Genomic DNA, 20020 nt, shown 5'->3' with positions numbered 1-20020 from the left:
GTTCTTTTATTTCGTCAGATACTAGGGTGTGATCGAGCCGGAGGGGAAGAGCATGGCCGAGATCGATCGCCCGGCGCGCCGGGTGGGGCGCCCCCGGACGGCGGTTCTGACCCGCGACCTCATCGCACACGCGGCTCTTCGCCTGCTCGACGAATCCGGCGCCGACGGCTTCACGATGGCCCGGCTCGCGCAGGCGCTTCGGGTGCGGCCCAGCGCTCTCTACAACCATGTCGACGGCAAAGAGGACGTCATCGCCGGCGTTCGGGAGGTCGTCTCCGACCGCATCGACGTCAGGGCGTTCGAGACGCAGCCGTGGGATTCGGCGATGCTCGTCTGGGCGCGCTCGTACCGGGTCGCGTTCGCCGCGCATCCACCGACCATCGCGCTGCTGGCGACCCTCCCGCTGACCGGCGCCCTCCGGACCATGCGGATGTACGACGCAGTCGTGTCCGCGATGGTGCGGGCCGGCTGGCCGGAGCCGGAGGTGCTCCCCACGATCGTCGCGGTGGAGTCGTTCATCCTCGGCTCAGCGCTCGACGCCATCGCCCCGGCGGACATGTTCGACCCGAGCGGTGCAGAGGAGGACGTGCCCGCGTTCGCGTCCGCCTACCGCGCCCGGCGGGCCGCCCTCGGAGACACGCCGCCCGCCGATGCGGCCTTCGAGACCGGGCTGACGGCGATGCTCGACGGTCTGCGGGCGCGGTATGCGCGGCTGGATACGGGGAGCTAGATCCACCCCTTGCGCTTGAACACGAAGTAGAGGCCGACGCCCATCCCGAGCATGAGCAGGAGGGCGAAGGGGTAGCCGAGCGTCCACCGCAGCTCGGGCATGACCCGGAAGTTCATGCCGTAGATGGTGCCGACGAGTGTCGGGGTGAACAGGATGGCCGCCCATCCCGAGATCTTCTTCACCTCGTCGTTCTGCTGCTGGCCGACCAGGGCGGTGTGGACGGTCAGTGCGTTCTGCAGGATCTGGCGGAAGGCGTCCGCTCGCTCCGTCACCCGGATGACGTGGTCCTCGATGTCGCGGAACCCATCCTGGAGGTCCTCGTCCTCCTCGCGCGCGAGAAGCCCCTGGCGCAGGCTGCGGAGGACGTCGCGCAGCGGGTCGACCGCCCGCTGGAAGTGCATCACCTCGGTCGACAGTTCGAAGATCCGCCGCGAGACGCCCCGGTCGCCCGAGAACAGCTGGTCCTCGATCTCGTCGATGTCATCCTCGAGGCCGGCGATCACGGGCGCGTACTCGTCGACGATCTCGTCGAGGATGCCGTACAGCGCCGCGATCGGACCGTGCGCCAGCAGGGCGCTGTCGCCCTCCAGACGACGGCGGACGCGGCCCAGATCGGGGCTCTCGAAGTGGCGGACCGTGATGACGAAGTCGTCGCCGAGGAAGAGGTGGACCTCTCCGAACTCCACCTTCTCCGTCTCGTCGACGTAGTCGGCGGGACGCAGCACGACGAAGAGCATGGAGCCGTACTTCTCGATCTTCGAGCGCTGATGTCCGGAGAGCGCGTCCTCGACCGCGAGCGGCGGCAGGTCGAACTCCTTCGCCACCGCTTCCAGTTCCTGCGCGGTCGGTCGGTACAGGCCGATCCAGGCGAAGCCGCCACGATCACGGACCGTTTCGGAGGTCTTCTCCAGCGACGGCGGCTCGGTGCGGTGCCCATCCACATAGACGGCGTTGTCGACGATCATCGCGCCCCTTTCCTCCCCAACCGTACGCTCAGCGGCCGATCGTACCGGCCGGTCGGCTCTAGACTGGCCGCAATGTCCGCGCTCGCCTGGCTCGCCGCCGCCCTTGTCGCGGTCGGCGCATACCCCGCCTACCGGTTCGCGCGGCGGTCGTGGCGGTTCCGGGCGACCACGACCGTGATCGCGGTAGTGTCGGCACAGGTCGTCGGGCTCCTGCTCGTCCTGCTCGGCGTCCTGCTCCTCCCTCGGCCGGACCTGGTCGGGATGGGATGGTTCGTCCTCCTGCTCGCCACGACGATCCTTCCGCTCGCCATCGGCGATCTGGTGCAGTCCGACGGCGGCAAACTGCTGCGCACCGTCGTCGCGGGCGCCGCTGCCGTGCTCACCGTCGCGGTCGCCGGGGTGGCCGTGTCTCCCGCGTTCGCGCAGCCGGTCGTGGCCGGGCGCGCCGTCCCTGTCACCGAGAAGACGCTGGCGAACGGGTACCAGCTCGCCGTCCGCATCCCGCCGACGGCCTCCGGTTTCGAGGCGCGCGACGCTCACCTGTTCGTGCCGCCGGGCTGGCTGCGCGATCCCTCCGCCACCCGTCCCGTCGTCGAGATGATGATGGGCCAGCCGGGAAGCCCGACCCTCGGCGCCACGCTGGACGCACTCCACAGCCTCGGCGACGACCGCCTGAACCAGGCACCGTTCGTCCTCGTCGTCGATCAGCTCGGGGCCCTCGACAAGAATCCGCCGTGCGCCGACGTGCCGGGCAGCAAGCTGGCCACCTACCTGGCACAGGATGTGCCCGCCTGGATCGACGCGAACCTCCCGGCATCGCGCGACCGCTCGCAGCGCGTGATCGCCGGGTTCTCGCACGGCGGCGAATGCGCGGCGTACGTCGGCGCAGCCTTCCCGGAGAGGTTCGGCGCGGTCATCGACATCTCCGGCCCGGACAAGCCCGGAGAGTATCGGCCGGTCCTCACTCGCGACCGGTACTTCGGCGGAGACCAGGTGGCCTACGAGAAGACGTGGCCGGCGAATGTGCTCGCCTCCCGCGACTACCCTCAGACGACGATCGGCATCTTCGTCACCGGCGAAGAGGACCCGAAGTTCCGGCCACAGGTCGAGTCCACCGCGACTGCGGCGGAGAACGCCGGTTGGAAGGTCACCTACTGGGTGGTCCCGGGTGCCGGGCATTCGAGCCCGACGTTGACGAAAGGCCTGGCCTCCGGCTACAACCAGCTGATCGGCGACTGGCTCCGGACCGGCGCGACCTCGGCGGGCGACCGCTTCCTGTGCGTGGCCGACCAGACGTCGCGGGCGTGCGGGCTGACCCAGGCGGCCGCGGCCGCAGGGACGGCCGCGATCCTGGACCTCTCCGCCCTCGCAGTGTTCCTCGTCATCGCGTTGAGCCTGTTCTTCGCCCGCCGGGGAGTGACCCTGCGGGGGGCGCGTCCCTCTCTCGACGACTGACGCGCCCGCCCCCGTCCCGTACCGTACGATTTGCGCCAAATCGCGGTTATGGGCGCCGCTTAACCGCGATTTGGCGCAAATCGCGGAAGGTCGGGGGCGCAAATCGTGAGGGGACGAGTCGGGCGCTAGGCGGCGACGGCGGCGCGGGAGGCGACGAACGCGTCCACGCAGCGACGGATCTCCTCCTCCGTGTGCGCCGCCGACAGCTGCACCCGGATGCGGGCGCGGCCCTTCGGGACGACCGGGTACGAGAACGCGGTCACGTAGACGCCCTGGAGCTGCATCTCGTCGGCGATGCGGGCGGTGAGCGCAGCATCCCCGAACATGACCGGGACGATGGGATGCTCCCCCGGCAGCAGGTCGAAGCCGGCCTCCGTCATCAGCCGCCGGAACAGCTCCGCGTTCGCGACGAGCTGCGCACGGAGGTGGTCCGACTGCTCCAGCAGGTCGAGCGCAGCGAGCGTGCCGGCGACGATGGACGGCGCGAGCGTGTTCGAGAACAGGTACGGGCGCGCGCGCTGGCGCAGCAGGTCCACGATCTCGCGGCGGCTCGACACGTACCCGCCGGAGGCGCCGCCGAGCGCCTTGCCGAACGTGCCCGTGTAGATGTCGATCCGGTCGGAGACGCCGCAGAACTCCGGCGTCCCCCGCCCGTGCTCGCCGACGAAGCCGACCGCGTGCGAGTCATCGACGAATACCAGAGCTCCGAACTCGTCGGCGAGGTCGCAGATGTCCGCGAGCGGGGCGATGTAGCCGTCCATCGAGAAGACACCGTCGGTGACGATGACGGTGAAGCGGGCACCCGCATCGCGCGCCGCCTCCAGCTGCGCCCGGAGATCGGCCATGTCGCGGTTCTTGTAGCGGAACCGCTGGGCCTTGGAGAGTCGGATGCCGTCGATGATGGACGCGTGGTTCAGCTCGTCGGAGACGATGGCGTCCTCGGCGGTGAACAGCGTCTCGAACACGCCGCCGTTCGCGTCGAAGCACGATGAGAAGAGGATGGTCGCTTCGGTGCCGAGGAACCGGGACACGCGCCGCTCCAACTCGAGGTGCTGCTCCTGGGTCCCGCAGATGAATCGCACGCTGGCCATCCCGTAGCCCCAGTCGTCGAGCGCGGACTTGGCCGCGTCGACCAGGGCCGGGTGGTCGGCGAGTCCCAGGTAGTTGTTCGCGCAGAAGTTCAGCACCTGCTGACCGTCGGCGGTGATGAGCGCAGACTGCGGCCCGTGGATGGAGCGCTCACGCTTCGTGAGCCCGGCCTCCTCGATCTCCTGCAGCTGCGTCGCGATGTGCTCGCGGAAACTCCCGTACATCTCTAGACCTCCGTCCAGTCGAGGATGACCTTGCCGCCGCCCGCCGCTGCGGCGGCGGCGAAACCCTTCTCCCAGTCGCGGGCAGGAAAGCGGTCGGAAACGATCGACGCGATGGCGTCGTGCAGGGCGGCCGAGGTCTGCAGCATCGCTCCCATGGCGTTCCACGTCTCGAACATCTCGCGGCCGTAGATGCCCTTCAAGGTGAGCATGTGCGTGACGACGATCCCCCAGTCGACCGCGATCGGCTTCGCGGGCAGGCCGAGCATGGCGATCCGGCCGCCGTGGTTCATGTTCTCGATCATCGACGGCAGCGCAGTGGGTGCGCCACTCATCTCGAAGCCGACGTCGAAGCCCTCTCGCATCCCGAGCGCCTTCTGCGCCTCGTGGATGTCGTGCTGCGAGACGTCGACCGTGAAGTCGGCCCCCATCCCGCGCGCGAGTTCGAGCCGCTGCGCACTGACGTCCGTGCCGACGATGAATCGCGCGCCGACGTGGCGCGCGACGGCGATGGCCATCAGACCGATCGGGCCGCATCCGGTGACCAGGACGTCCTCGCCGACGACCGGGAAGGCGAGGGCGGTGTGGACGGCGTTCCCGAGCGGGTCGAACAGAGCACCGACCTCCGGCTCGATCGCGCTGTGATGCACCCAGACGTTGGTGGCAGGGAGGACGAGCTGCTCGGCGAACGCGCCATCCCGCTGCACGCCGACGCCCTGGGTGCGGATGCACATCTGGCGGCGTCCGGCGCGGCAGTTCCGGCAGGTGCCGCAGACGATGTGCCCCTCGCCCGACACCAGGTCGCCGACCTCGACATCGTGCACCAGGGGGCCGACCTCGATGACCTCGCCGAAGAACTCGTGGCCGGGGATGAGCGGGGCCTTCACGGCCGACGCCGCCCAGTCGTCCCAGCGCTGGATGTGCAGGTCGGTGCCGCAGATGCCGGTGCGCAGAACGCGGATCCGGACATCCTCTGGGCCCATCTCGGGCTCGGGTACGTCGACCAGTTCGAGACCGGGTGCGGCCTCGCTCTTGAACAGGGCTCTCATCGTCGCTTCCTCGTGGGAGTCGGTGTGCTTCATCGCGTGGCCGTGCCCCGCCTTGTGGGCGGCTCGGCCGAGATAGAGCCTAGACCAGCAGTATCGGGACGGGCGCTAGAGTGCTCGCATGAAGCGCGCGCTGATCGTGATCGACCTGCAGAACGAGTACGTGACCGGCAACCTGAAGATCTGCTTCCCGGACCTTCTCACGTCCATCCCGAACATCGAAGTGGCGTGGGATGCCGCCGACGATCACGGCGTGCCGGTCGTGGTCGTGCAGCACCTCGAAGACGAAGGCGCCCCCGTGTTCGCGAGGGGGTCGGAGGGTGCCGCGCTGCACGCGAGCATCGCGGACCGGACGCCCGCGCACGTCGTGACGAAGGGCAGCGTCTCCGCGTTCCCGGGCACGGACCTGGAACGGTGGCTGCGCGCCAACGACGTCGACACCGTGACGATCGCGGGCTACATGACGCAGCACTGCTGCGCGGGGACGGCGCGGGATGCGGCCGAGCTCGGTTTCACCGTCGAATTCTTGTCCGACGCGACCGGGACGCTCGACCTCGTCAACGAGGCGGGCGCGATCTCGGCGGACGCGCTCCACCGCTCGGTGCTGGTGACGATGCAGTCCGAGTTCGCCGCGGTGGCGACGACGGAGGAGTGGACCCTCGCGGTGGAGGCCGGCGATACCCTGCCGGTGTCGAACCTCTGGGACAGCACCGGTCACGCCCGGCTACCCGAGAAGCACGCCGAGCTGCACAAGCTCATGCGCGAGGTACGCGCGGGCATCGACCGTGAGGTCGCGGAGGGCGAAGCGCACAACATCCAGAACACGCTCTACGTCGGCCAGGGCGTCTCGTCGCTCTGACGCTCGCCGCGCCGCGCCGGCTGCCGGGTAGTGAGTGGATGCTCCAACCGGGGTCGAGTGGTGACATCATGTCGCAACTCGCGAGAGGGCGAGAGGGCTGGAGCGAGCTCAGCGGTCGAGCGGGCGCCAGACCACGACGGAGGTGCTGCGGCGGGTGCGGGTGCCGGCCCGGAGGGAGACGACCTCGCCTTCGGAGCCCGCGGCGAAGACGCGGCGGCCCGGGCGGTTCAGGAGCTCGTCGGCCAGCGCGCTCTCCAGCTCCCGGACCCGGCCGCGGAGCTCGCCGACCTGGTCTTCGAGTTCGATGATGCGCCGGATGCCCTCCAGGCTCACGCCCTCGGAGCCGAGCCGCGCGATCTCCTGCAGCTTGGCGATGTCGCGCATCGAGTAGCGGCGCGACTTGCCCGCGGTCCGGCTGGGGCTGACGAGTCCGAGCCGGTCGTACTGGCGAAGCGTCTGCGGGTGCATGCCCGCGAGCTCCGCCGCGATCGAGATCACGAAGACCTGGCTGTTCTCGTCCATCGTCAGCCTCGCGCCTTGGCCAGGATGTCGTCGCGCGGGTTCTCGTCGGGCAGCTTCGCCGCGAACGCCTCCAGCGCCTCCTTCGCCTCGTTGGAGAGGTGCGACGGGACGGCCACCTGCACGACCGCGAGCAGGTCTCCCGTGCCCTTGGCGGTCTCGACGCCGCGGCCCTTCACGCGCAGCACGCGGCCGCTCGGGGTCCCGGGTGCCACGCGCAGCTTGACGGGATCGCCGCCGAGCGTCGGGACCTCGATGGTCGCGCCGAGCGCGGCCTCGGCGAAGGTCACCGGCACGGTGACGCGCAGGTTGAGCCCGTCGCGCTCGAACACGGGGTGCTTGCGCACGCCCACGGTGAGCACGATGTCACCGGCCTCCCCGCCGTCGGGGCTGGGCTGCCCCTTGCCGCGCAGCTTGATCTTCTGGCCGTCGGCGACGCCTGCGGGGATCTTGACCTTGATCGGCTTGCCGTCGGAGGCCTGGAGCGTGATCGTCTCGCCTCGGGTGGCGGTCACGAAGTCGATGGTGGTGTGCGCCGTCACGTCGCGGCCACGCGTCGGTCCGCCGTAGCCGCGGTAGCCGCCGGTCGTGGATCCGAACCGGCCGTTGCCGAACAGTCCGCCGAAGACGTCGTCGAAACCGCCCCCGCCGGCCTGCTGGAATGTGTAGCTCTGCTGGCCGCCCTGGCCGAACATCCCGCCGAAGACGTCGTCGAAACCGCCCTGCCCGCCGGAGCCGGGCGCGGTGAACCGGGCGCCCGTGCCCATCGCGCGGATCTGGTCGTACTCCTTGCGCTCCTCGGGATCGTTGAGCACCGAGTACGCCTCGCTGATCTCCTTGAACTTCGCCTCCGCGGCGGCATCGCCGGGGTTCGAGTCGGGATGGTACTTGCGGGCGAGCTTGCGGTACGTCTTCTTGAGGTCGGCCGCGCTGACGTCCTTGGAGACGCCAAGCACTTTGTAGAAGTCCTTGTCGAACCAGTCCTGGCTAGCCACGGGCGCCTCCTCTCGCGTCGCTGATGTTCGTGGATGAAGTCTGCATGTTTGCCTCGCGTACGGCGGCCGGAGCGGCGGGACTCGTGCCCCGCCGCTCCGCCGTGCGCTGTTGCCGGATCAGGCCGGCACCGCCACGACGACCTTCGCCACCCGGACGGTGGTGGAGCCCAGCCGGTAGCCGGTCTCCACGACCTCCGCGACGGTGTCCGCCGTCACTCCCGGAGTCGGCTGCTGGAAGATCGCCTCGTGGATCTGCGGGTCGAAGGGCTCGCCCTTCTCGCCGTAGGGGGTGAGCCCCAGTCGCTCGACCGCGGTGCGGAGCTTCGCGGCGATGCTGGAGAAGGCGCTGCCCTCGCCCAGGTCGCCGTGCTTCTCGGCGCGCTCGAGGTCGTCGAGCACCGGGATGAGACCCTTCACGGCGTCGCCCACGGCCCGCTCCCGCTCGATCTCGCGGTTCGCCTCCGTGCGCTTGCGGTAGTTCGCGTACTCCGCGGTCACCCGCTGGAGGTCGGCGAGGCGCTCGGCGGCGAGCTGCTCGGCGGTCGTCTGACCCGAGAGGATGTCGAGGTCGTCATCGCTCAGGATGTCGCCCTCCTCCTTCTCGTCGGCCGGACCGACATCGACGAGCTCCTCGTGGGAGAGGTCGTGCTCGCCGCCGTCGCCCGGCTGCTCGCCGTCAGGACGCCGGACCTTCCCGGTCTCGGGGTCGATCTTCCGCTTGTCGTGGACGATCGGTTCCTCGCGTTCCGGCTCCTCGGAGCCGCCGTTCTGGTCCGACATCGTTACTTCTTCTCCTCGTCGTCGACGACCTCGGCGTCGATGACGTCCTCGTCGTCACCGGACGACTCGCCCGGCTGCTGGCCTTCGGCCGACTCGGAAGCCGGTGCCTCGGACGCCTGCGCCGACGAGTAGATCGCCTCGCCGAGCTTGCCCTGGCTCGCGTTGAGCTTGTCGAACGCCGTCTTCACGGCCTCGTCGTCGTCACCCGCGAGGGCGGTCTTGACACCATCCACATCGCCCTGGACCTCGTTCTTGACGTCCTCGGGGAGCTTGTCCTCGTTGTCCTTGATCAGCTTCTCGATCGAGTAGACGAGCTGCTCGGCCTGGTTGCGGGTCTCGGCGGACTCACGGCGCTGCTTGTCCTCGGCGGCGTGCTCCTCGGCCTCGCGCACCATGCGCTCGATGTCGTCCTTCGGCAGGCTGGACCCGCCGGTGATCGTCATCGACTGCTCCTTGCCGGTGCCCTTGTCCTTGGCTGACACGTGCACGATGCCGTTGGCGTCGATGTCGAACGTGACCTCGATCTGCGGGATGCCGCGGGGTGCCGGGGCGATTCCGGTCAGCTCGAAGGTGCCGAGCGGCTTGTTGTCGCGGGTGAACTCGCGCTCGCCCTGGAAGACCTGGATCGCGACGGACGGCTGGTTGTCGTCGGCCGTGGTGAAGGTCTCGCTGCGCTTGGTGGGGATGGCCGTGTTGCGCTCGATGAGCTTGGTCATGATCCCGCCCTTGGTCTCGATGCCGAGGGACAGCGGGGTGACGTCGATGAGGAGGACGTCCTTGCGCTCGCCCTTGAGGACGCCGGCCTGCAGCGCGGCGCCGACGGCGACGACCTCGTCCGGGTTCACGCCCTTGTTCGGCTCCTTGCCACCGGTCTCCTGCTTCACGAGCTCGGAGACGGCCGGCATGCGGGTCGAACCACCGACGAGCACGACGTGCGCGATGTCGCCGACCTTGATGCCCGCCTCGCGGATGACATCCTGGAACGGCTTCTTGGTGCGGTCGAGGAGGTCGCTGGTCATCTGCTCGAACTGGGCGCGCGTGAGCGTCTCGTCGAGGTTGGCCGGGCCGTTCTCGGTGAGCGACAGGTAGGGCAGCTGGATGCTGGTCGACATGCTCGACGACAGCTCCTTCTTGGCCTGCTCGGCAGCCTCCTTCAGACGCTGCAGAGCGATCTTGTCCTTCGAGACGTCGACGCCGGTGCTGTCCTTGAAGCGCTTGATGAGCCAGTCGACGATGCGCTGGTCCCAGTCGTCGCCACCGAGGCGGTTGTCGCCGGCGGTCGAGCGGACCTGGATGGTCGAGAAGTCGTCGTCCTTGCCCACTTCGAGCAGGGAGACGTCGAACGTTCCGCCACCGAGGTCGAAGACGAGGATGAGCTCGTCCTCCTTGCCCTTGTCGAGGCCGTACGCGAGCGCAGCGGCCGTCGGCTCGTTGATGATGCGGAGCACGTTGAGGCCCGCGATCTCACCGGCCTCCTTGGTGGCCTGGCGCTCGGCGTCGTTGAAGTACGCCGGCACGGTGATGACGGCGTCGGTGACGGTGTCGCCGAGGTACTGCTCGGCGTCGCGCTTCAGCTTCTGCAGGATGCGCGCCGAGATCTCCTGGGCGGTGTACTTCTTGCCGTCGATGTCGGTGGTCCAGTTGGTGCCCATGTGGCGCTTCACCGACGAGATGGTGCGGTCGACGTTGGTGACCGCCTGACGCTTGGCGGTCTCGCCGACGAGGACCTCGCCGTCCTTGGTGAACGCGACCACCGACGGGGTGGTGCGGAAGCCCTCGGCGTTCGCGATGACCGTGGGCTCGCCGCCCTCGAGCACCGAGACGACGGAGTTCGTGGTTCCGAGGTCGATTCCTACTGCACGTGACATATGTGCTTCTCTCCTTTGTTGCTGGTCTGCGTAGTCGCTGGCCGATGAAAGTCTGGGGTCAAGACTTGAGCCTCGACGACTCAACACTGCCATCAACGATGGAGGGTGTCAAGAGGACGAGTCCAAAACTTGAGTACACATGACTCAACTTTGCGTGGACGTGAACTATTCCTGTTCAGCCCGCCAAAGTCCCCTCCGCGGCCGCGTTGGGCGCAGGGTCCGGCAGCCGCCGCATCCGGAACGCGTTGCCGACACCGATGAGGCCGGCGAGCACCGGCACCAGCAGCGCGACCTGCAGCGAGATCGGGCGCGATTCCGTGTTGATGCGGACCACCTCCGCCTGCACCTCCGGCGGTTCGGTGGCGAGCAACTCCCTCAGTTTGGTGTTGGACATGACCTCCGCATCCGTCTCCAGCACCTGCGAGATCTGCTGCTTGTCCTGCGGCGGCAGCACGGTGCTCGCGTCGGTCTTGGCCGTGAAGGTGGCAGCCAGGGTGGCGAGCATGATCGCGCCGGCGAACGCCAGCCCGAAGGACAGCCCGAACGACCCGGCGGCTGAGTTGACACCCGCCGCCTCGCTGACCCGCTCATCCGACACCGGCGAGAGCGTGTAGTTGTTGAGCTGCGAGACCAGCAGCCCCAGCCCGCTCCCGGCCACGATCAACGGAAGCGTCAGGTACCAGCCGGAGGTGGCGATCGGCACCAGGGGGATGATCGCCGCGATCCCCACGACCACCAGGACGAAGCCCCACAGGATCAGCGACGCCGGCCGGCGCTTCAGCCCGCGGCCGGCGAGGAGGGCGACGGCGAACATGCTCAGCGACAGCGGCGCGATCGAGAGTCCTGACCACAGGGCGTTGTACTCGAGCACCATCTGGAGGTAGATCGGCAGCGCGATCATCGTGCCGCCCAGGGCGATCTGCTGGAGCAGCTGACCGGAGACGCCGGATTGGAACAGCTTCGACCGGAAGAGCCGCGGATCGAGGAGCGTCGGCTTCGACCGCCGCGAGCGGGAGCGCAGCCAGATGACCAGCGACAGGAGCCCGGCCACGCCGACGAGGATGATGAGCAGCACCCGCTCGCCGCCCTCCTGCCAGACCAGGATGCCGGTGACGATGCCGCCCATCCCGATCACGGAGAACAGCGCACCGACCAGGTCGATCGACCGCTCGCCGGTGTAGGGGACATCCTTCACCAGGCCGATCCCGGACAGCACGACGGCGATGATGACCGCCTCCAGGAGGAAGCCGACGCGCCACGACAGGAACGTCGTGATGAACCCGCCGAGCAGCGGGCCGACGGCCGCCGCGATCGCGGCGGATGCCCCCACCAGCGCGTACACGCGCTTCTGGTCGCCGCCCTCGAAGTTCCCGTGGATGAGGGACTGCATCGCGGGAAGCAGAAGCGAGGCGCCGATCCCCCCGATGACCGCCCAGAACAGGATGATCGCCCCCAGGTTCTGCGCAAGCGTCATCGCGATCGCGCCCACCGCGTACCCGAGGAGCCCCAGGACGTAGGCGAGCTTGCGGCCGATCAGGTCACCCGTCTTGCCGCCGATCAGGATGAACGCCGCCGACACCAGAGCCTCCAGCGCGATCGCGCTCTGAACGCCGCTGACCGTGGTGTGCAGGTCGTGGACGACGGCCGAGATGGAGACGTTCATCAGCGAGGTGTCCACCACGAGGACGAACATCGCCATCGCGAGCAGGAGCGCGAGTCTCCCGTTGAACTTCGTCGGCGCGCTTCCACCAGTCACGGCTCCCCCTCACGGATGGTCACAGGCAAGCACATGGCGCGCCGCTTGGGACTCCCCCGATTCACGCGGGCCGGATTCACACCGGCCGCACAAGCACCGTCGATAGCGTCGGAGCATGGACACGGATCCGGCCGCAGCACCACTTCTCTCGACGCGCGCGATCGAAGCTCTGCAGAGCATCGACCCCGCGACACTCAGCGAGGTGCAGGCGTTCCGGGACGATTTCGCGCGGTTCATCATGCCGTACAAGTTCGGCATCGACGAGATCTCGACCAAGGTCAGCATCCTGCGTGAAGAGTTCGCCGAACTGCACGACTACAACCCGATCGAGCACATCTCGAGCCGGCTGAAGTCGCCGGAGAGCATCGAGCAGAAGGTCATCCGGAAGAAGTGCGACCCGAGCTTCGACGCCATCCGCGAGTCGATCACCGACATCGCCGGCATCCGGATCGTCTGCAGTTTCGTCTCCGACGTGTACCGGGTCTTCGAGCTGCTCACCGCGCAGGAGGACGTCCGGACGATTCGGGTGAAGGACTACATCGCGCACCCCAAGCCGAACGGCTACAAGAGCCTGCATGTCATCGTCGAAGTGCCGGTCTTCCTCAGCGAGGGCCCGGTGCTTGTGCCCGTCGAGATCCAGTTGCGCACGGTCGCCATGGATTTCTGGGCCAGCCTCGAGCACAAGATCTACTACAAGTACGACGGCGAAGTGCCGGAGGGCCTCCTGCGCGACCTGACCGCCGCTGCAGGCACGGCGAGCCAGCTCGACGTCACGATGGAGGACCTGCACCGCCAGGTGCGCGGCGACGCGCGCGGGACGGTGTACAGCCTGCCGGTCTCGATCTGAGGCGCTGACGCGCTCAGTACCCCACGACGCCGGTGAAGTCCGGCGAACCGTCCGGACGCGCGGGCACCGGCTGGCCGTTGATGTAGCGGGGCCATTCGAGGCGCAGGCCGGTGGCGGCGTCGAGGCGCGGGTACGCGGACACCGGCGCTCCGACGGGAGTGGCGGCGGCTGCGGGAGCCGTCGCTGACGGCACGGCCGCCGGAGCGAAGGTCGGCGGCCCCGGGACGAAGGCCGCGGGAGCGGTCGGCGCCGGACGGACCGCTTTGGGCCCGAACAGCGAGTACGTGAGCGGGATGAGGACGGTGCCCAGCGCATCCAGAATCGCCGCCACCGCCACGAGGCGCCAGTAGGTCTCACCGAAGTCGGCGCGCGTCCAGATCAGGGGGAGCGACAGCCCGGCGGTGAGCAGCCCCACGAGCACCAGGGTCGCCATGGTCACCTTGCTCATGATCGGCCCGGTGAAGCGGCGCTGCGTGTTGAGGACGAGGTGGATGTGCAGCAGCCCGATCCGCGTGACGATCACCAGTAGGAACCACGAGAACGGCTCCCACCACGGCTCGGTCGCGTCGTACCCGAAGCCTCCGCCGACCGGCTGGACCGCCATCCACACCTTCCAGAGCCCGATGCCGAACAGGTACACGGATGTGATGACGCTGACCGCGCCGAACCACGCAGCACGCCGGGCCGAGACGTCCGCGTCGTACCAGGAGACGAGCGCGAAGAACACGAAAAGACCGATCGTGCCGATGAGGCGCCAGCAGGTCTCGTCGAAGCGGCCGAGGACGACGGCGTACACGCCGACCAGGGCCGCGGCGATCAGGGCGCCGATCACGATGCGGGGCATGAGGTGACGGACCCAGCCGTAGGGAGCGGGGGCGGTGCGGACGGTGCTCACGGGACCTCCGATGTCGGGTGTCCCGCCACGCTATGGCCCAATGGCCCAGCGCAGAATCCGTGCGGCCACGGAAACGCGCCGGGCTCAGGATGTGGCCTCGGCGAGCCACTCGTCGAACGTCTGCGCGCCCAGTCGTGCCAGCGGCCCGGCCAGCAGCGTGCCGTCGCGCAGAGCTCTGCCCCAGCGCCCAGGGAGCGGCACCGCCAACACCCGGCCGTGATCGCCGCGGGCGGCGAGGTAGCGGCGGACGAGCGCGGCCATGTCCTCGATCCGCGGGCCGGCGAGGTCGCGGTCGACGCCCCGCGGCGCACCGACGGCGATCTCCGCGAGCGCCGCGCCGACCTCCGCCGCCGCGACCGGCTGGGACCTCATGACCGGGACCACGCGCAGCCGCCCCTCCGGCGATCGGGCGGCCAGCTGCGCCGCGAACTCGTGGAACTGTGCGGCCCGCAGCAGCGTCCATCCCGCGCCCGACTCCTGCACCAGCCGCTCCTGCAGCGCCTTGCCCGCGTAGTAGCCGGCGGGCGCCTCGGCCGCGCCGATGATCGACAGGGCGATGTGGTGGCCGACCCCGGCCTCGCGCTCGGCGGCGAGAAGCGTGCGCGTGATGCCGCCGAAGAACGCCTCCGAGCGTTTCGCGCCCAGCGTCTGCACCGACGTCACGTCGACCACGGCCACACAGCCGTGAAGCGCATCCGCAACTCCGTCGCCCCGCTCGATGTCGACCCCGGTCGCCCGGCTCAGCACGATCGGCTCGTGTCCCGAGGAGATGAGCGCCGCCACGACGTGCCGGCCCACGACGCCGGTTCCGCCGGCGACCGCCACCCTCATCGGACGGCCCCCGTGCCCTCGGACGCGCGCGCGGACGCCGTCGTCTCGGGAGTCCGCCCCCTGGCCGGCAGCAGCAGCGCGAGCCCCAGCAGCGCGCTCAGCCCGAGCGAGACCAGTGTGCCGATGCGGTCCCCGGCCGATCCCTCCAGATGAGATGCGTGGTACCCGAAGTGCAGGACCCCGAACGCTGCCCAGGCGAGCCCGACGATCCGGCCCGGCTGTGCACTCCGCGAGAGCGCCGCCGCCAGACTCGCGGCGGCCAACCCGAGATAGAGGGCGCCGACGTCGCGGATCAGGTGCTCGTTGAACGGCCCGTCCACGTCGATCCAGTGCAGGCCGAAGCCGGGGAACGAGCGGTAGAAGGCGTCCGGCGCGAAGAAAGCCCAGCCGCCCACGAAGGCGCCCAGGGCGACGCCGATCCCCAGAAGGGTGCGCCGCAGCGGTGTGTTGTCCATGCCCCTCCGACGACGCAGCGTCGGAAAATGTGAGGATCGCCTCGCATCCGGCGCCCCTGATTCGTCTTAATGGATGTGATGGATGAGACCCCGATCGAAGTGGACCACGCCGTGGTGGCCGAGCGCCGCCACCTGCTGTCGCTCGCGTACCGCATGCTGGGGACGGTCGCGGAGGCCGAGGACGCCGTGCAGGAGACCTACGCGCGCTGGTATCGCCTCACTCCTGCGGAGCGGGACGCCATCGCGAACCCTGCCGGCTGGCTCACCCGGGTCGCGGGTCGCATCTGCCTGGATGTGCTGGGCTCGGCACGCGTGCGGCGGGAGCGCTACGTCGGTCCCTGGCTGCCCGAACCTGTGCCGTCGGACACCTTCGCGGTCGGCGGCCCCGCGGACCCGCTGGACCGGGTCACCCTCGACGACTCGGTCAGCACGGCCCTGCTGCTCGTGCTGGAGGCGATGACGCCCGCAGAACGCGTGGCGTTCGTGCTCCACGACGTGTTCGGGATGCCGTTCGACGAGATCGCCGAGTCGGTCGGCCGCACCCCGGCCGCCTGCCGCCAGCTGGCGGCATCCGCGCGGCGCCGGGTGCGGGACGGACGTGAGCGCGATGTCCCCCGCGCCGAGCACGACCGCGTCGTGCAGGCGTTCGCGCAGGCGGCGTCTGGCGGCGACCTCGGTGCGTTGGTGGCGGTCCTCGACCCGGACGTCCGGCTCACCTCCGATGGCGGCGGCGTGGTCAGCGCCGCGCGCCGGCCGGTCGTCGGCGCCGACAACGTCGCGCGCTTCCTGCTCGGCCTGGGCGCGAAGTACCCGGGAGTGGCGGTGGAGCCCCGGCAGACGGGCGACGGACTCGGGTTCGTGCTGGTCGACGACGGCCAGGTGACCGGCGTGATGACCTTCAGCGTGCGGGACGGCGCGGTCTCCGGCATCCGGATGGTGCGCAACCCGGAGAAGCTCACGCTCTGGAACTGAGCGGGCCGCGTCGTTCACCCGCCGTTGGGGACCCGGCCCTACGCTGTCCCCATGACCACCGATCTGCCCGGTCGCGGCTCGGGCGACGATGCCCTGGTGACCACCGCGAGCCCGCTCTTCGCCGACAGTGCGACCGACCGCCGCATCCCCACCCGCTGGGTGGTGTCGTGGGCGCTCTGGGACTGGGGCGGCGCAGCCTTCAATGCGGTCATCACGACCTTCGTCTTCACGGTTTATCTCACCAGCAGCCTGTTCGTGGACCCGTCGGTCGTCGCCGCGAAGAACGCCGAGGCCGGCACGTCCGGTCCGGCCCACACGGCCTATGACGCGGCCGTCGCGGTCCTGTCGAGTGGATTGGCGTGGGGCGTCGGCATCGCGGGCATCGTCGTCGCCCTGATCGCCCCGGTGCTCGGTCAGCGGACCGACGGCTCCGGACGACGCAAGCTGTGGCTGGGGGTGAACACCGGCGTGGTCGTGGTGGTGACCGCGCTCATGTTCTTCGTCGTCGGGGAGCCCTCGTACTTCCTGCTCGGCGTCGCGCTCGTGGCCATCGGGACCGTGTTCTACGAGATCGCGACGGTCAACTACAACGCGATGCTGGTGCAGGTGTCGACGCCGAAGACGGTGGGACGCGTCAGCGGCTTCGGCTGGGGCGCGGGCTACCTGGGCGGCATCGTGCTGCTGCTGATCGTCTACTTCGGCATCGTGACGAGCAACGGCGACGGGACCGGCGGCCTCCTGCACGTTCCCACCACCGACGGCCTCAACATCCGCATCATCGCCCTCATCGCTGCGGCCTGGACTCTGATCTTCTCGCTTCCGGTGCTGTTCACCGTCCCCGAGATCCCCCCGAACGCGCGAACGCCGCGCGTCGGGTTCTTCGCGTCGTACGCCGTGCTGGTTCGCGACATCGGCCGGCTCTGGAAGGAGAGCCGGAACACGGTGCTGTTCCTCATCGCGTCGGCGCTGTTCCGGGATGGGCTGGTGGGCGTGTTCACGTTCGGCGGCATCCTGGCCCAGGGGACCTTCGGCTTCACCAGCGGGCAGGTGATCATCTTCGCGATCGCGGCCAACGTCGTCGCCGGGATCAGCACGCTGCTCTCCGGGCGGCTGGATGACCGCTTCGGGCCGAAGGCGGTCATCGTCACGTCGCTGGTGGGACTCATCGTCGCCGGGCTGGCCGTATTCTTCACGCACGACCTGGGGGCGGCAGCGTTCTGGGTGGGCGGGCTGGTGCTGTGCCTGTTCGTCGGGCCGGCGCAGTCCGCGAGCCGGACGTTCCTGGCGCGGGTGACGCCGGCCGGACGTGAGGGTGAGGTCTTCGGGCTCTACGCGACGACCGGGCGTGCGGTGTCGTTCCTCGCGCCGACGCTCTTCGCGATCTTCGTCGCGGTCGGGGGCGCCCAGTACTGGGGCATCCTGGCCATCGTCCTGGTGCTCGCGATCGGCCTCGGGCTGCTCCTCCCCGTACGCGCACCCCGCCGCACCGCCTGAGCGCGGCGGCTGGACGCGCATTCGTCACGAAAGAGCGCTTTGGCGGCCGCTTTCCGCGCATTCGTGACGAATCGCGGGGGCTAGTCGGGGCGCGGCCAGGCGCGGACGAAACGGTCGAAGAGTTCGGCGAAGGTGCGCGCCTCCTCGGGGGTGAAACCGGCGAGCGCCGTTTCGACGGCCGAGCGACGGTGGGTGCGCAGCTCGGCCAGCTGTGATCGTCCGGATGCCGTCAGCTGGATGAGCGCACGCCGGGCGTCCGACGGGTCCGGGACGCGGCGCACGAGTCCGCGCTCCACCCCCTCCTGCACGAGACGGCTCGCCCGCGGCTGATCCACCCCGATCGCCTCGGAAACCCCGCTCACCGAGAGGCTGCGCCCGTCGGCGTCGGCGGCCTCCAGCGCCTCGAGCATGCGGACGCGTGCGATGCGGCCCAGGGAACCGTCCCTGCCACGGCGTCCCGGGCCGGGCCGGGCCGAGTCGCCGAAGGGCATCCCACCCTGTTGCGGTCCGAATCCGCCGGTGAACGGCGCCCCGCCGAAGGGGCCGCCGCCCCAGTGCCCGCCGTGATGTTGGTGACCGTGACCGTGCTGGTCCCCGTCGGCCCACGGCGGACGCCGCCGGGACTGGTCTCGCCGGACGGCGAGGAGCGCATGCTCGACCATCGCCACGATGTCCGCTTCTGGCGGAACTCCGGATTCGTCTTGACGATCGTCACCCATGCATGTAACTATACATTTACTTGTAACAGTACATACAAACGAAAGGAGAGCCGCGGTGACGAACATCGACGACTCGACACAGACGCCGCCCGGATACTGGTTCGGCGTCATCGAACAACGACTCACTGAGCGGATGCGCGGCGCACTCGCCGAGTCCGGCCTGCGCCGCGGAGGCTGGCGCATCCTCCACACGCTCGCGGACGGTCCGGCCTCGGCCGAGGAACTGGCCGCACGACTGCCCCAGCACGGCGGGCGCCCCCACGACGAGCGCGGCCACGGATTCGCCCGCGGCGGATTCGCCCGCGGCTACGGCCACGGCGTCCACCCGGGTCTCCGCGGTCAGGAGCCGCGCGACGAAGGGGCGGCAGCGCAGGAGGGCGGACATCCGCATCCTGACGCGGACCAGCATCCCGATGCCGCCGAGCACCCGCACGACGGCGAGCGCGCCGACCACGGACACCACGACCACTTCGAGCGAGCGTTCGAGCGCGGCTACCTGCGCGGCTTCGACCGCGGCTTCGCGTTCGGCGCGGTCCGCGGCACCCCCGCGCCGGGCGGCTTCCCGGGCGGTGGCTTCCGCGGCGGCTTCCCCGGTTACGGCAACGGCCCCTTCGGAGCGGGCCGTCCGACCCACCCCTGCGCGGAGCACCGCCACCCGGGTACCGACCGCGGCGGTCGCCGGACTCACCGCGTCAACCGCATCCTCTCGGACTTCGTCGAGCGCGGCTGGGTCTGGTTCGACGGCGAGCGTGCCACGCTCACCGAGGAGGGCCGTGCAGCGCACGACCGGGCTTTCGAGCGCGTGCAGACGGTCCGGGCAGAACTCGCGAACGGCATCGCCGAAGGCGACTACGCCGTCACTCTTGCGACGCTCGAAACCATGGCTCGCAATCTGGGCTGGCGGCCGGCCGGCCACGACGAGTCGGGTTCAGGCGGCGCGCCTAGTATGGACGCATGACGCCAGCCCGTGAAGAGGTCGTGCTGCTCGCCGAGGACGGCACACCCATCGGGACCGCGGACAAGGCGACGGTGCACACGACGGAGACGCCGCTGCATCTCGCCTTCTCCTGCCACCTCTTCGACGGGGAGGGACGCATCCTGGTCACCCGCCGCGCCTTGAGCAAGGCGACATGGCCGGGGGTCTGGACGAACTCGTTCTGCGGCCACCCCGGCCCGGGCGAATCCATCGAGGACGCGGTGCGGCGACGTGCGGCCGACGAGCTCGGTGCGCGCATCGAGAACCTCACTCCTGTGCTCCCGGATTTCCGGTACCGCGCCGTCGACGCGGCCGGGATCGTCGAGTACGAGGTCTGCCCGGTCTACACAGCGACCGTGGTCGGCGAGCTCGAACCGTCACCTTCCGAGGTCGCCGAGTGGACGTGGGCCGACCCGCGCTCGCTGCTGGGCGCCGTGGAGGCGACGCCGTGGGCGTTCAGCCCCTGGCTGACGCTCCAGCTGCCCGCTTTGTACGCCGACGACAGCGTCGAAGCTTCGGGTCAGCTGTGAGTCGGACTCACTATTTTC

General features: G+C 69.6%; 20 protein-coding genes. 8 read left to right on the top strand and 12 right to left on the bottom strand.

Features of this window, described 5'->3' with window-relative positions:
* The first annotated feature begins 52 nt into the window (after window positions 1-52).
* Window positions 53-730, top strand: a complete 678-nt coding sequence (locus tag P3F85_RS00485; RefSeq protein ID WP_374009306.1) for a TetR/AcrR family transcriptional regulator — start codon at window positions 53-55, stop codon at window positions 728-730.
* Here the strand turns inward: P3F85_RS00485 and corA are convergent.
* Window positions 727-1695 (bottom strand): magnesium/cobalt transporter CorA, encoded by a 969-nt coding sequence (corA, locus tag P3F85_RS00480; RefSeq protein ID WP_374009305.1) that lies wholly within the window; start codon window positions 1693-1695, stop codon window positions 727-729. The two genes, P3F85_RS00485 and corA, sit on opposite strands and share 4 nt — an antisense overlap.
* Before the next feature lie 72 nt (window positions 1696-1767).
* On the opposite strand from corA, the gene P3F85_RS00475 reads away from it, so the two are divergent.
* Complete coding sequence (locus tag P3F85_RS00475; protein ID WP_374009304.1) at window positions 1768-3150, top strand: alpha/beta hydrolase; 1383 nt, start codon at window positions 1768-1770, stop codon at window positions 3148-3150.
* 125 nt (window positions 3151-3275) lie between these two features.
* Here the strand turns inward: P3F85_RS00475 and P3F85_RS00470 are convergent, their stop codons facing one another.
* Window positions 3276-4463, bottom strand: a complete 1188-nt coding sequence (locus P3F85_RS00470; RefSeq protein ID WP_374009303.1) for a glycine C-acetyltransferase — start codon at window positions 4461-4463, stop codon at window positions 3276-3278.
* Window positions 4464-4465: 2 nt separating this feature from the next.
* Complete coding sequence (gene tdh, locus P3F85_RS00465; protein ID WP_374009302.1) at window positions 4466-5509, bottom strand: L-threonine 3-dehydrogenase; 1044 nt, start codon at window positions 5507-5509, stop codon at window positions 4466-4468.
* A 118-nt stretch (window positions 5510-5627) separates the two neighbouring features.
* Here tdh and P3F85_RS00460 point away from each other — a divergent pair, with 118 nt between their 5' ends.
* Window positions 5628-6365, top strand: a complete 738-nt coding sequence (locus P3F85_RS00460) for a cysteine hydrolase family protein (protein ID WP_374009301.1) — start codon at window positions 5628-5630, stop codon at window positions 6363-6365.
* A 108-nt stretch (window positions 6366-6473) separates the two neighbouring features.
* Here P3F85_RS00460 and P3F85_RS00455 read toward each other — a convergent pair whose 3' ends face one another.
* The 5 genes from P3F85_RS00455 to P3F85_RS00435 all read right to left on the bottom strand — a co-directional run bounded on the left by P3F85_RS00455 (window position 6474) and on the right by P3F85_RS00435 (window position 12226).
* The gene (locus P3F85_RS00455) at window positions 6474-6887 is read right to left on the bottom strand and encodes a heat shock protein transcriptional repressor HspR (protein WP_374009300.1); all 414 of its coding nucleotides are present in this window, start codon (window positions 6885-6887) and stop codon (window positions 6474-6476) included.
* A 2-nt stretch (window positions 6888-6889) separates the two neighbouring features.
* Window positions 6890-7879, bottom strand: a complete 990-nt coding sequence (locus P3F85_RS00450) for a DnaJ C-terminal domain-containing protein (protein WP_374009299.1) — start codon at window positions 7877-7879, stop codon at window positions 6890-6892.
* Between the two features lie 117 nt (window positions 7880-7996).
* Window positions 7997-8659 (bottom strand): nucleotide exchange factor GrpE, encoded by a 663-nt coding sequence (locus P3F85_RS00445; protein ID WP_374009298.1) that lies wholly within the window; start codon window positions 8657-8659, stop codon window positions 7997-7999.
* Window positions 8660-8661: 2 nt separating this feature from the next.
* A complete protein-coding gene (dnaK, locus tag P3F85_RS00440; protein ID WP_374009297.1) occupies window positions 8662-10527 on the bottom strand; it encodes a molecular chaperone DnaK in 1866 nt (621 codons plus the stop codon).
* Window positions 10528-10702: 175 nt separating this feature from the next.
* A complete protein-coding gene (locus P3F85_RS00435) occupies window positions 10703-12226 on the bottom strand; it encodes an MFS transporter (RefSeq protein WP_374010972.1) in 1524 nt (507 codons plus the stop codon).
* A 172-nt stretch (window positions 12227-12398) separates the two neighbouring features.
* On the opposite strand from P3F85_RS00435, the gene P3F85_RS00430 reads away from it, so the two are divergent.
* The gene (locus tag P3F85_RS00430) at window positions 12399-13130 is read left to right on the top strand and encodes a GTP pyrophosphokinase family protein (protein WP_374009296.1); all 732 of its coding nucleotides are present in this window, start codon (window positions 12399-12401) and stop codon (window positions 13128-13130) included.
* 13 nt (window positions 13131-13143) lie between these two features.
* On the opposite strand, the gene P3F85_RS00425 is transcribed toward P3F85_RS00430, so the two are convergent.
* The 3 genes from P3F85_RS00425 to P3F85_RS00415 all read right to left on the bottom strand — a co-directional run bounded on the left by P3F85_RS00425 (window position 13144) and on the right by P3F85_RS00415 (window position 15311).
* Window positions 13144-14025, bottom strand: coding sequence for a hypothetical protein (locus tag P3F85_RS00425; protein WP_374009295.1), 882 nt, complete (start codon window positions 14023-14025; stop codon window positions 13144-13146).
* Window positions 14026-14109: 84 nt separating this feature from the next.
* The gene (locus P3F85_RS00420) at window positions 14110-14856 is read right to left on the bottom strand and encodes an SDR family oxidoreductase (protein ID WP_374009294.1); all 747 of its coding nucleotides are present in this window, start codon (window positions 14854-14856) and stop codon (window positions 14110-14112) included.
* On the bottom strand, window positions 14853-15311 hold the full coding sequence (locus P3F85_RS00415; RefSeq protein WP_374009293.1) for a hypothetical protein: 459 nt from the start codon (window positions 15309-15311) through the stop codon (window positions 14853-14855). The genes P3F85_RS00420 and P3F85_RS00415 overlap by 4 nt, the downstream gene beginning before the upstream one ends.
* 78 nt (window positions 15312-15389) lie before the next feature.
* Here P3F85_RS00415 and sigJ point away from each other — a divergent pair, with 78 nt between their 5' ends.
* Both sigJ and P3F85_RS00405 read left to right on the top strand, forming a co-directional pair.
* Window positions 15390-16283, top strand: a complete 894-nt coding sequence (gene sigJ / locus P3F85_RS00410; protein ID WP_374009292.1) for an RNA polymerase sigma factor SigJ — start codon at window positions 15390-15392, stop codon at window positions 16281-16283.
* 51 nt (window positions 16284-16334) lie between these two features.
* The gene (locus P3F85_RS00405; RefSeq protein ID WP_374009291.1) at window positions 16335-17777 is read left to right on the top strand and encodes an MFS transporter; all 1443 of its coding nucleotides are present in this window, start codon (window positions 16335-16337) and stop codon (window positions 17775-17777) included.
* Between the two features lie 80 nt (window positions 17778-17857).
* Here the strand turns inward: P3F85_RS00405 and P3F85_RS00400 are convergent, their stop codons facing one another.
* Window positions 17858-18496 carry a MarR family winged helix-turn-helix transcriptional regulator gene (locus tag P3F85_RS00400; protein ID WP_374009290.1) on the bottom strand — a complete coding sequence of 213 codons (639 nt, stop codon included), beginning with the start codon at window positions 18494-18496 and terminating at the stop codon, window positions 17858-17860.
* Between the two features lie 55 nt (window positions 18497-18551).
* Here P3F85_RS00400 and P3F85_RS00395 point away from each other — a divergent pair, with 55 nt between their 5' ends.
* Window positions 18552-19454 carry a hypothetical protein gene (locus P3F85_RS00395; RefSeq protein ID WP_374009289.1) on the top strand — a complete coding sequence of 301 codons (903 nt, stop codon included), beginning with the start codon at window positions 18552-18554 and terminating at the stop codon, window positions 19452-19454.
* Entirely contained in the window at window positions 19451-20002 is a 552-nt protein-coding gene (gene idi / locus P3F85_RS00390; RefSeq protein ID WP_374009288.1) for an isopentenyl-diphosphate Delta-isomerase, read from the top strand. Before P3F85_RS00395 ends, idi begins: the two co-directional genes overlap by 4 nt.
* Window positions 20003-20020: the final 18 nt, after the last annotated feature.

It is taken from the genome of Leifsonia sp. T36S-04, assembly GCF_042465655.1.
In the GTDB taxonomy this organism is placed as follows: domain Bacteria; phylum Actinomycetota; class Actinomycetes; order Actinomycetales; family Microbacteriaceae; genus Leifsonia.
The sequence above is the reverse complement of the archived record's forward strand: the minus strand, read 5'-3'. Positions and strand labels throughout refer to the sequence as shown.

Coding starts and splice junctions, on each gene's coding strand:
- P3F85_RS00485 (WP_374009306.1), top strand. CDS start 53: ATGGCCGAGATCGATCGCCCGGCGCGCCGGGTGGGGCGCCCCCGGACG.
- corA (WP_374009305.1), bottom strand. CDS start 1,695: ATGATCGTCGACAACGCCGTCTATGTGGATGGGCACCGCACCGAGCCG.
- P3F85_RS00475 (WP_374009304.1), top strand. CDS start 1,768: ATGTCCGCGCTCGCCTGGCTCGCCGCCGCCCTTGTCGCGGTCGGCGCA.
- P3F85_RS00470 (WP_374009303.1), bottom strand. CDS start 4,463: ATGTACGGGAGTTTCCGCGAGCACATCGCGACGCAGCTGCAGGAGATC.
- tdh (WP_374009302.1), bottom strand. CDS start 5,509: ATGAGAGCCCTGTTCAAGAGCGAGGCCGCACCCGGTCTCGAACTGGTC.
- P3F85_RS00460 (WP_374009301.1), top strand. CDS start 5,628: ATGAAGCGCGCGCTGATCGTGATCGACCTGCAGAACGAGTACGTGACC.
- P3F85_RS00455 (WP_374009300.1), bottom strand. CDS start 6,887: ATGGACGAGAACAGCCAGGTCTTCGTGATCTCGATCGCGGCGGAGCTC.
- P3F85_RS00445 (WP_374009298.1), bottom strand. CDS start 8,659: ATGTCGGACCAGAACGGCGGCTCCGAGGAGCCGGAACGCGAGGAACCG.
- dnaK (WP_374009297.1), bottom strand. CDS start 10,527: ATGTCACGTGCAGTAGGAATCGACCTCGGAACCACGAACTCCGTCGTC.
- P3F85_RS00435 (WP_374010972.1), bottom strand. CDS start 12,226: ATGGCGATGTTCGTCCTCGTGGTGGACACCTCGCTGATGAACGTCTCC.
- P3F85_RS00430 (WP_374009296.1), top strand. CDS start 12,399: ATGGACACGGATCCGGCCGCAGCACCACTTCTCTCGACGCGCGCGATC.
- P3F85_RS00420 (WP_374009294.1), bottom strand. CDS start 14,856: ATGAGGGTGGCGGTCGCCGGCGGAACCGGCGTCGTGGGCCGGCACGTC.
- P3F85_RS00415 (WP_374009293.1), bottom strand. CDS start 15,311: ATGGACAACACACCGCTGCGGCGCACCCTTCTGGGGATCGGCGTCGCC.
- sigJ (WP_374009292.1), top strand. CDS start 15,390: ATGGATGAGACCCCGATCGAAGTGGACCACGCCGTGGTGGCCGAGCGC.
- P3F85_RS00405 (WP_374009291.1), top strand. CDS start 16,335: ATGACCACCGATCTGCCCGGTCGCGGCTCGGGCGACGATGCCCTGGTG.
- P3F85_RS00400 (WP_374009290.1), bottom strand. CDS start 18,496: ATGGGTGACGATCGTCAAGACGAATCCGGAGTTCCGCCAGAAGCGGAC.
- idi (WP_374009288.1), top strand. CDS start 19,451: ATGACGCCAGCCCGTGAAGAGGTCGTGCTGCTCGCCGAGGACGGCACA.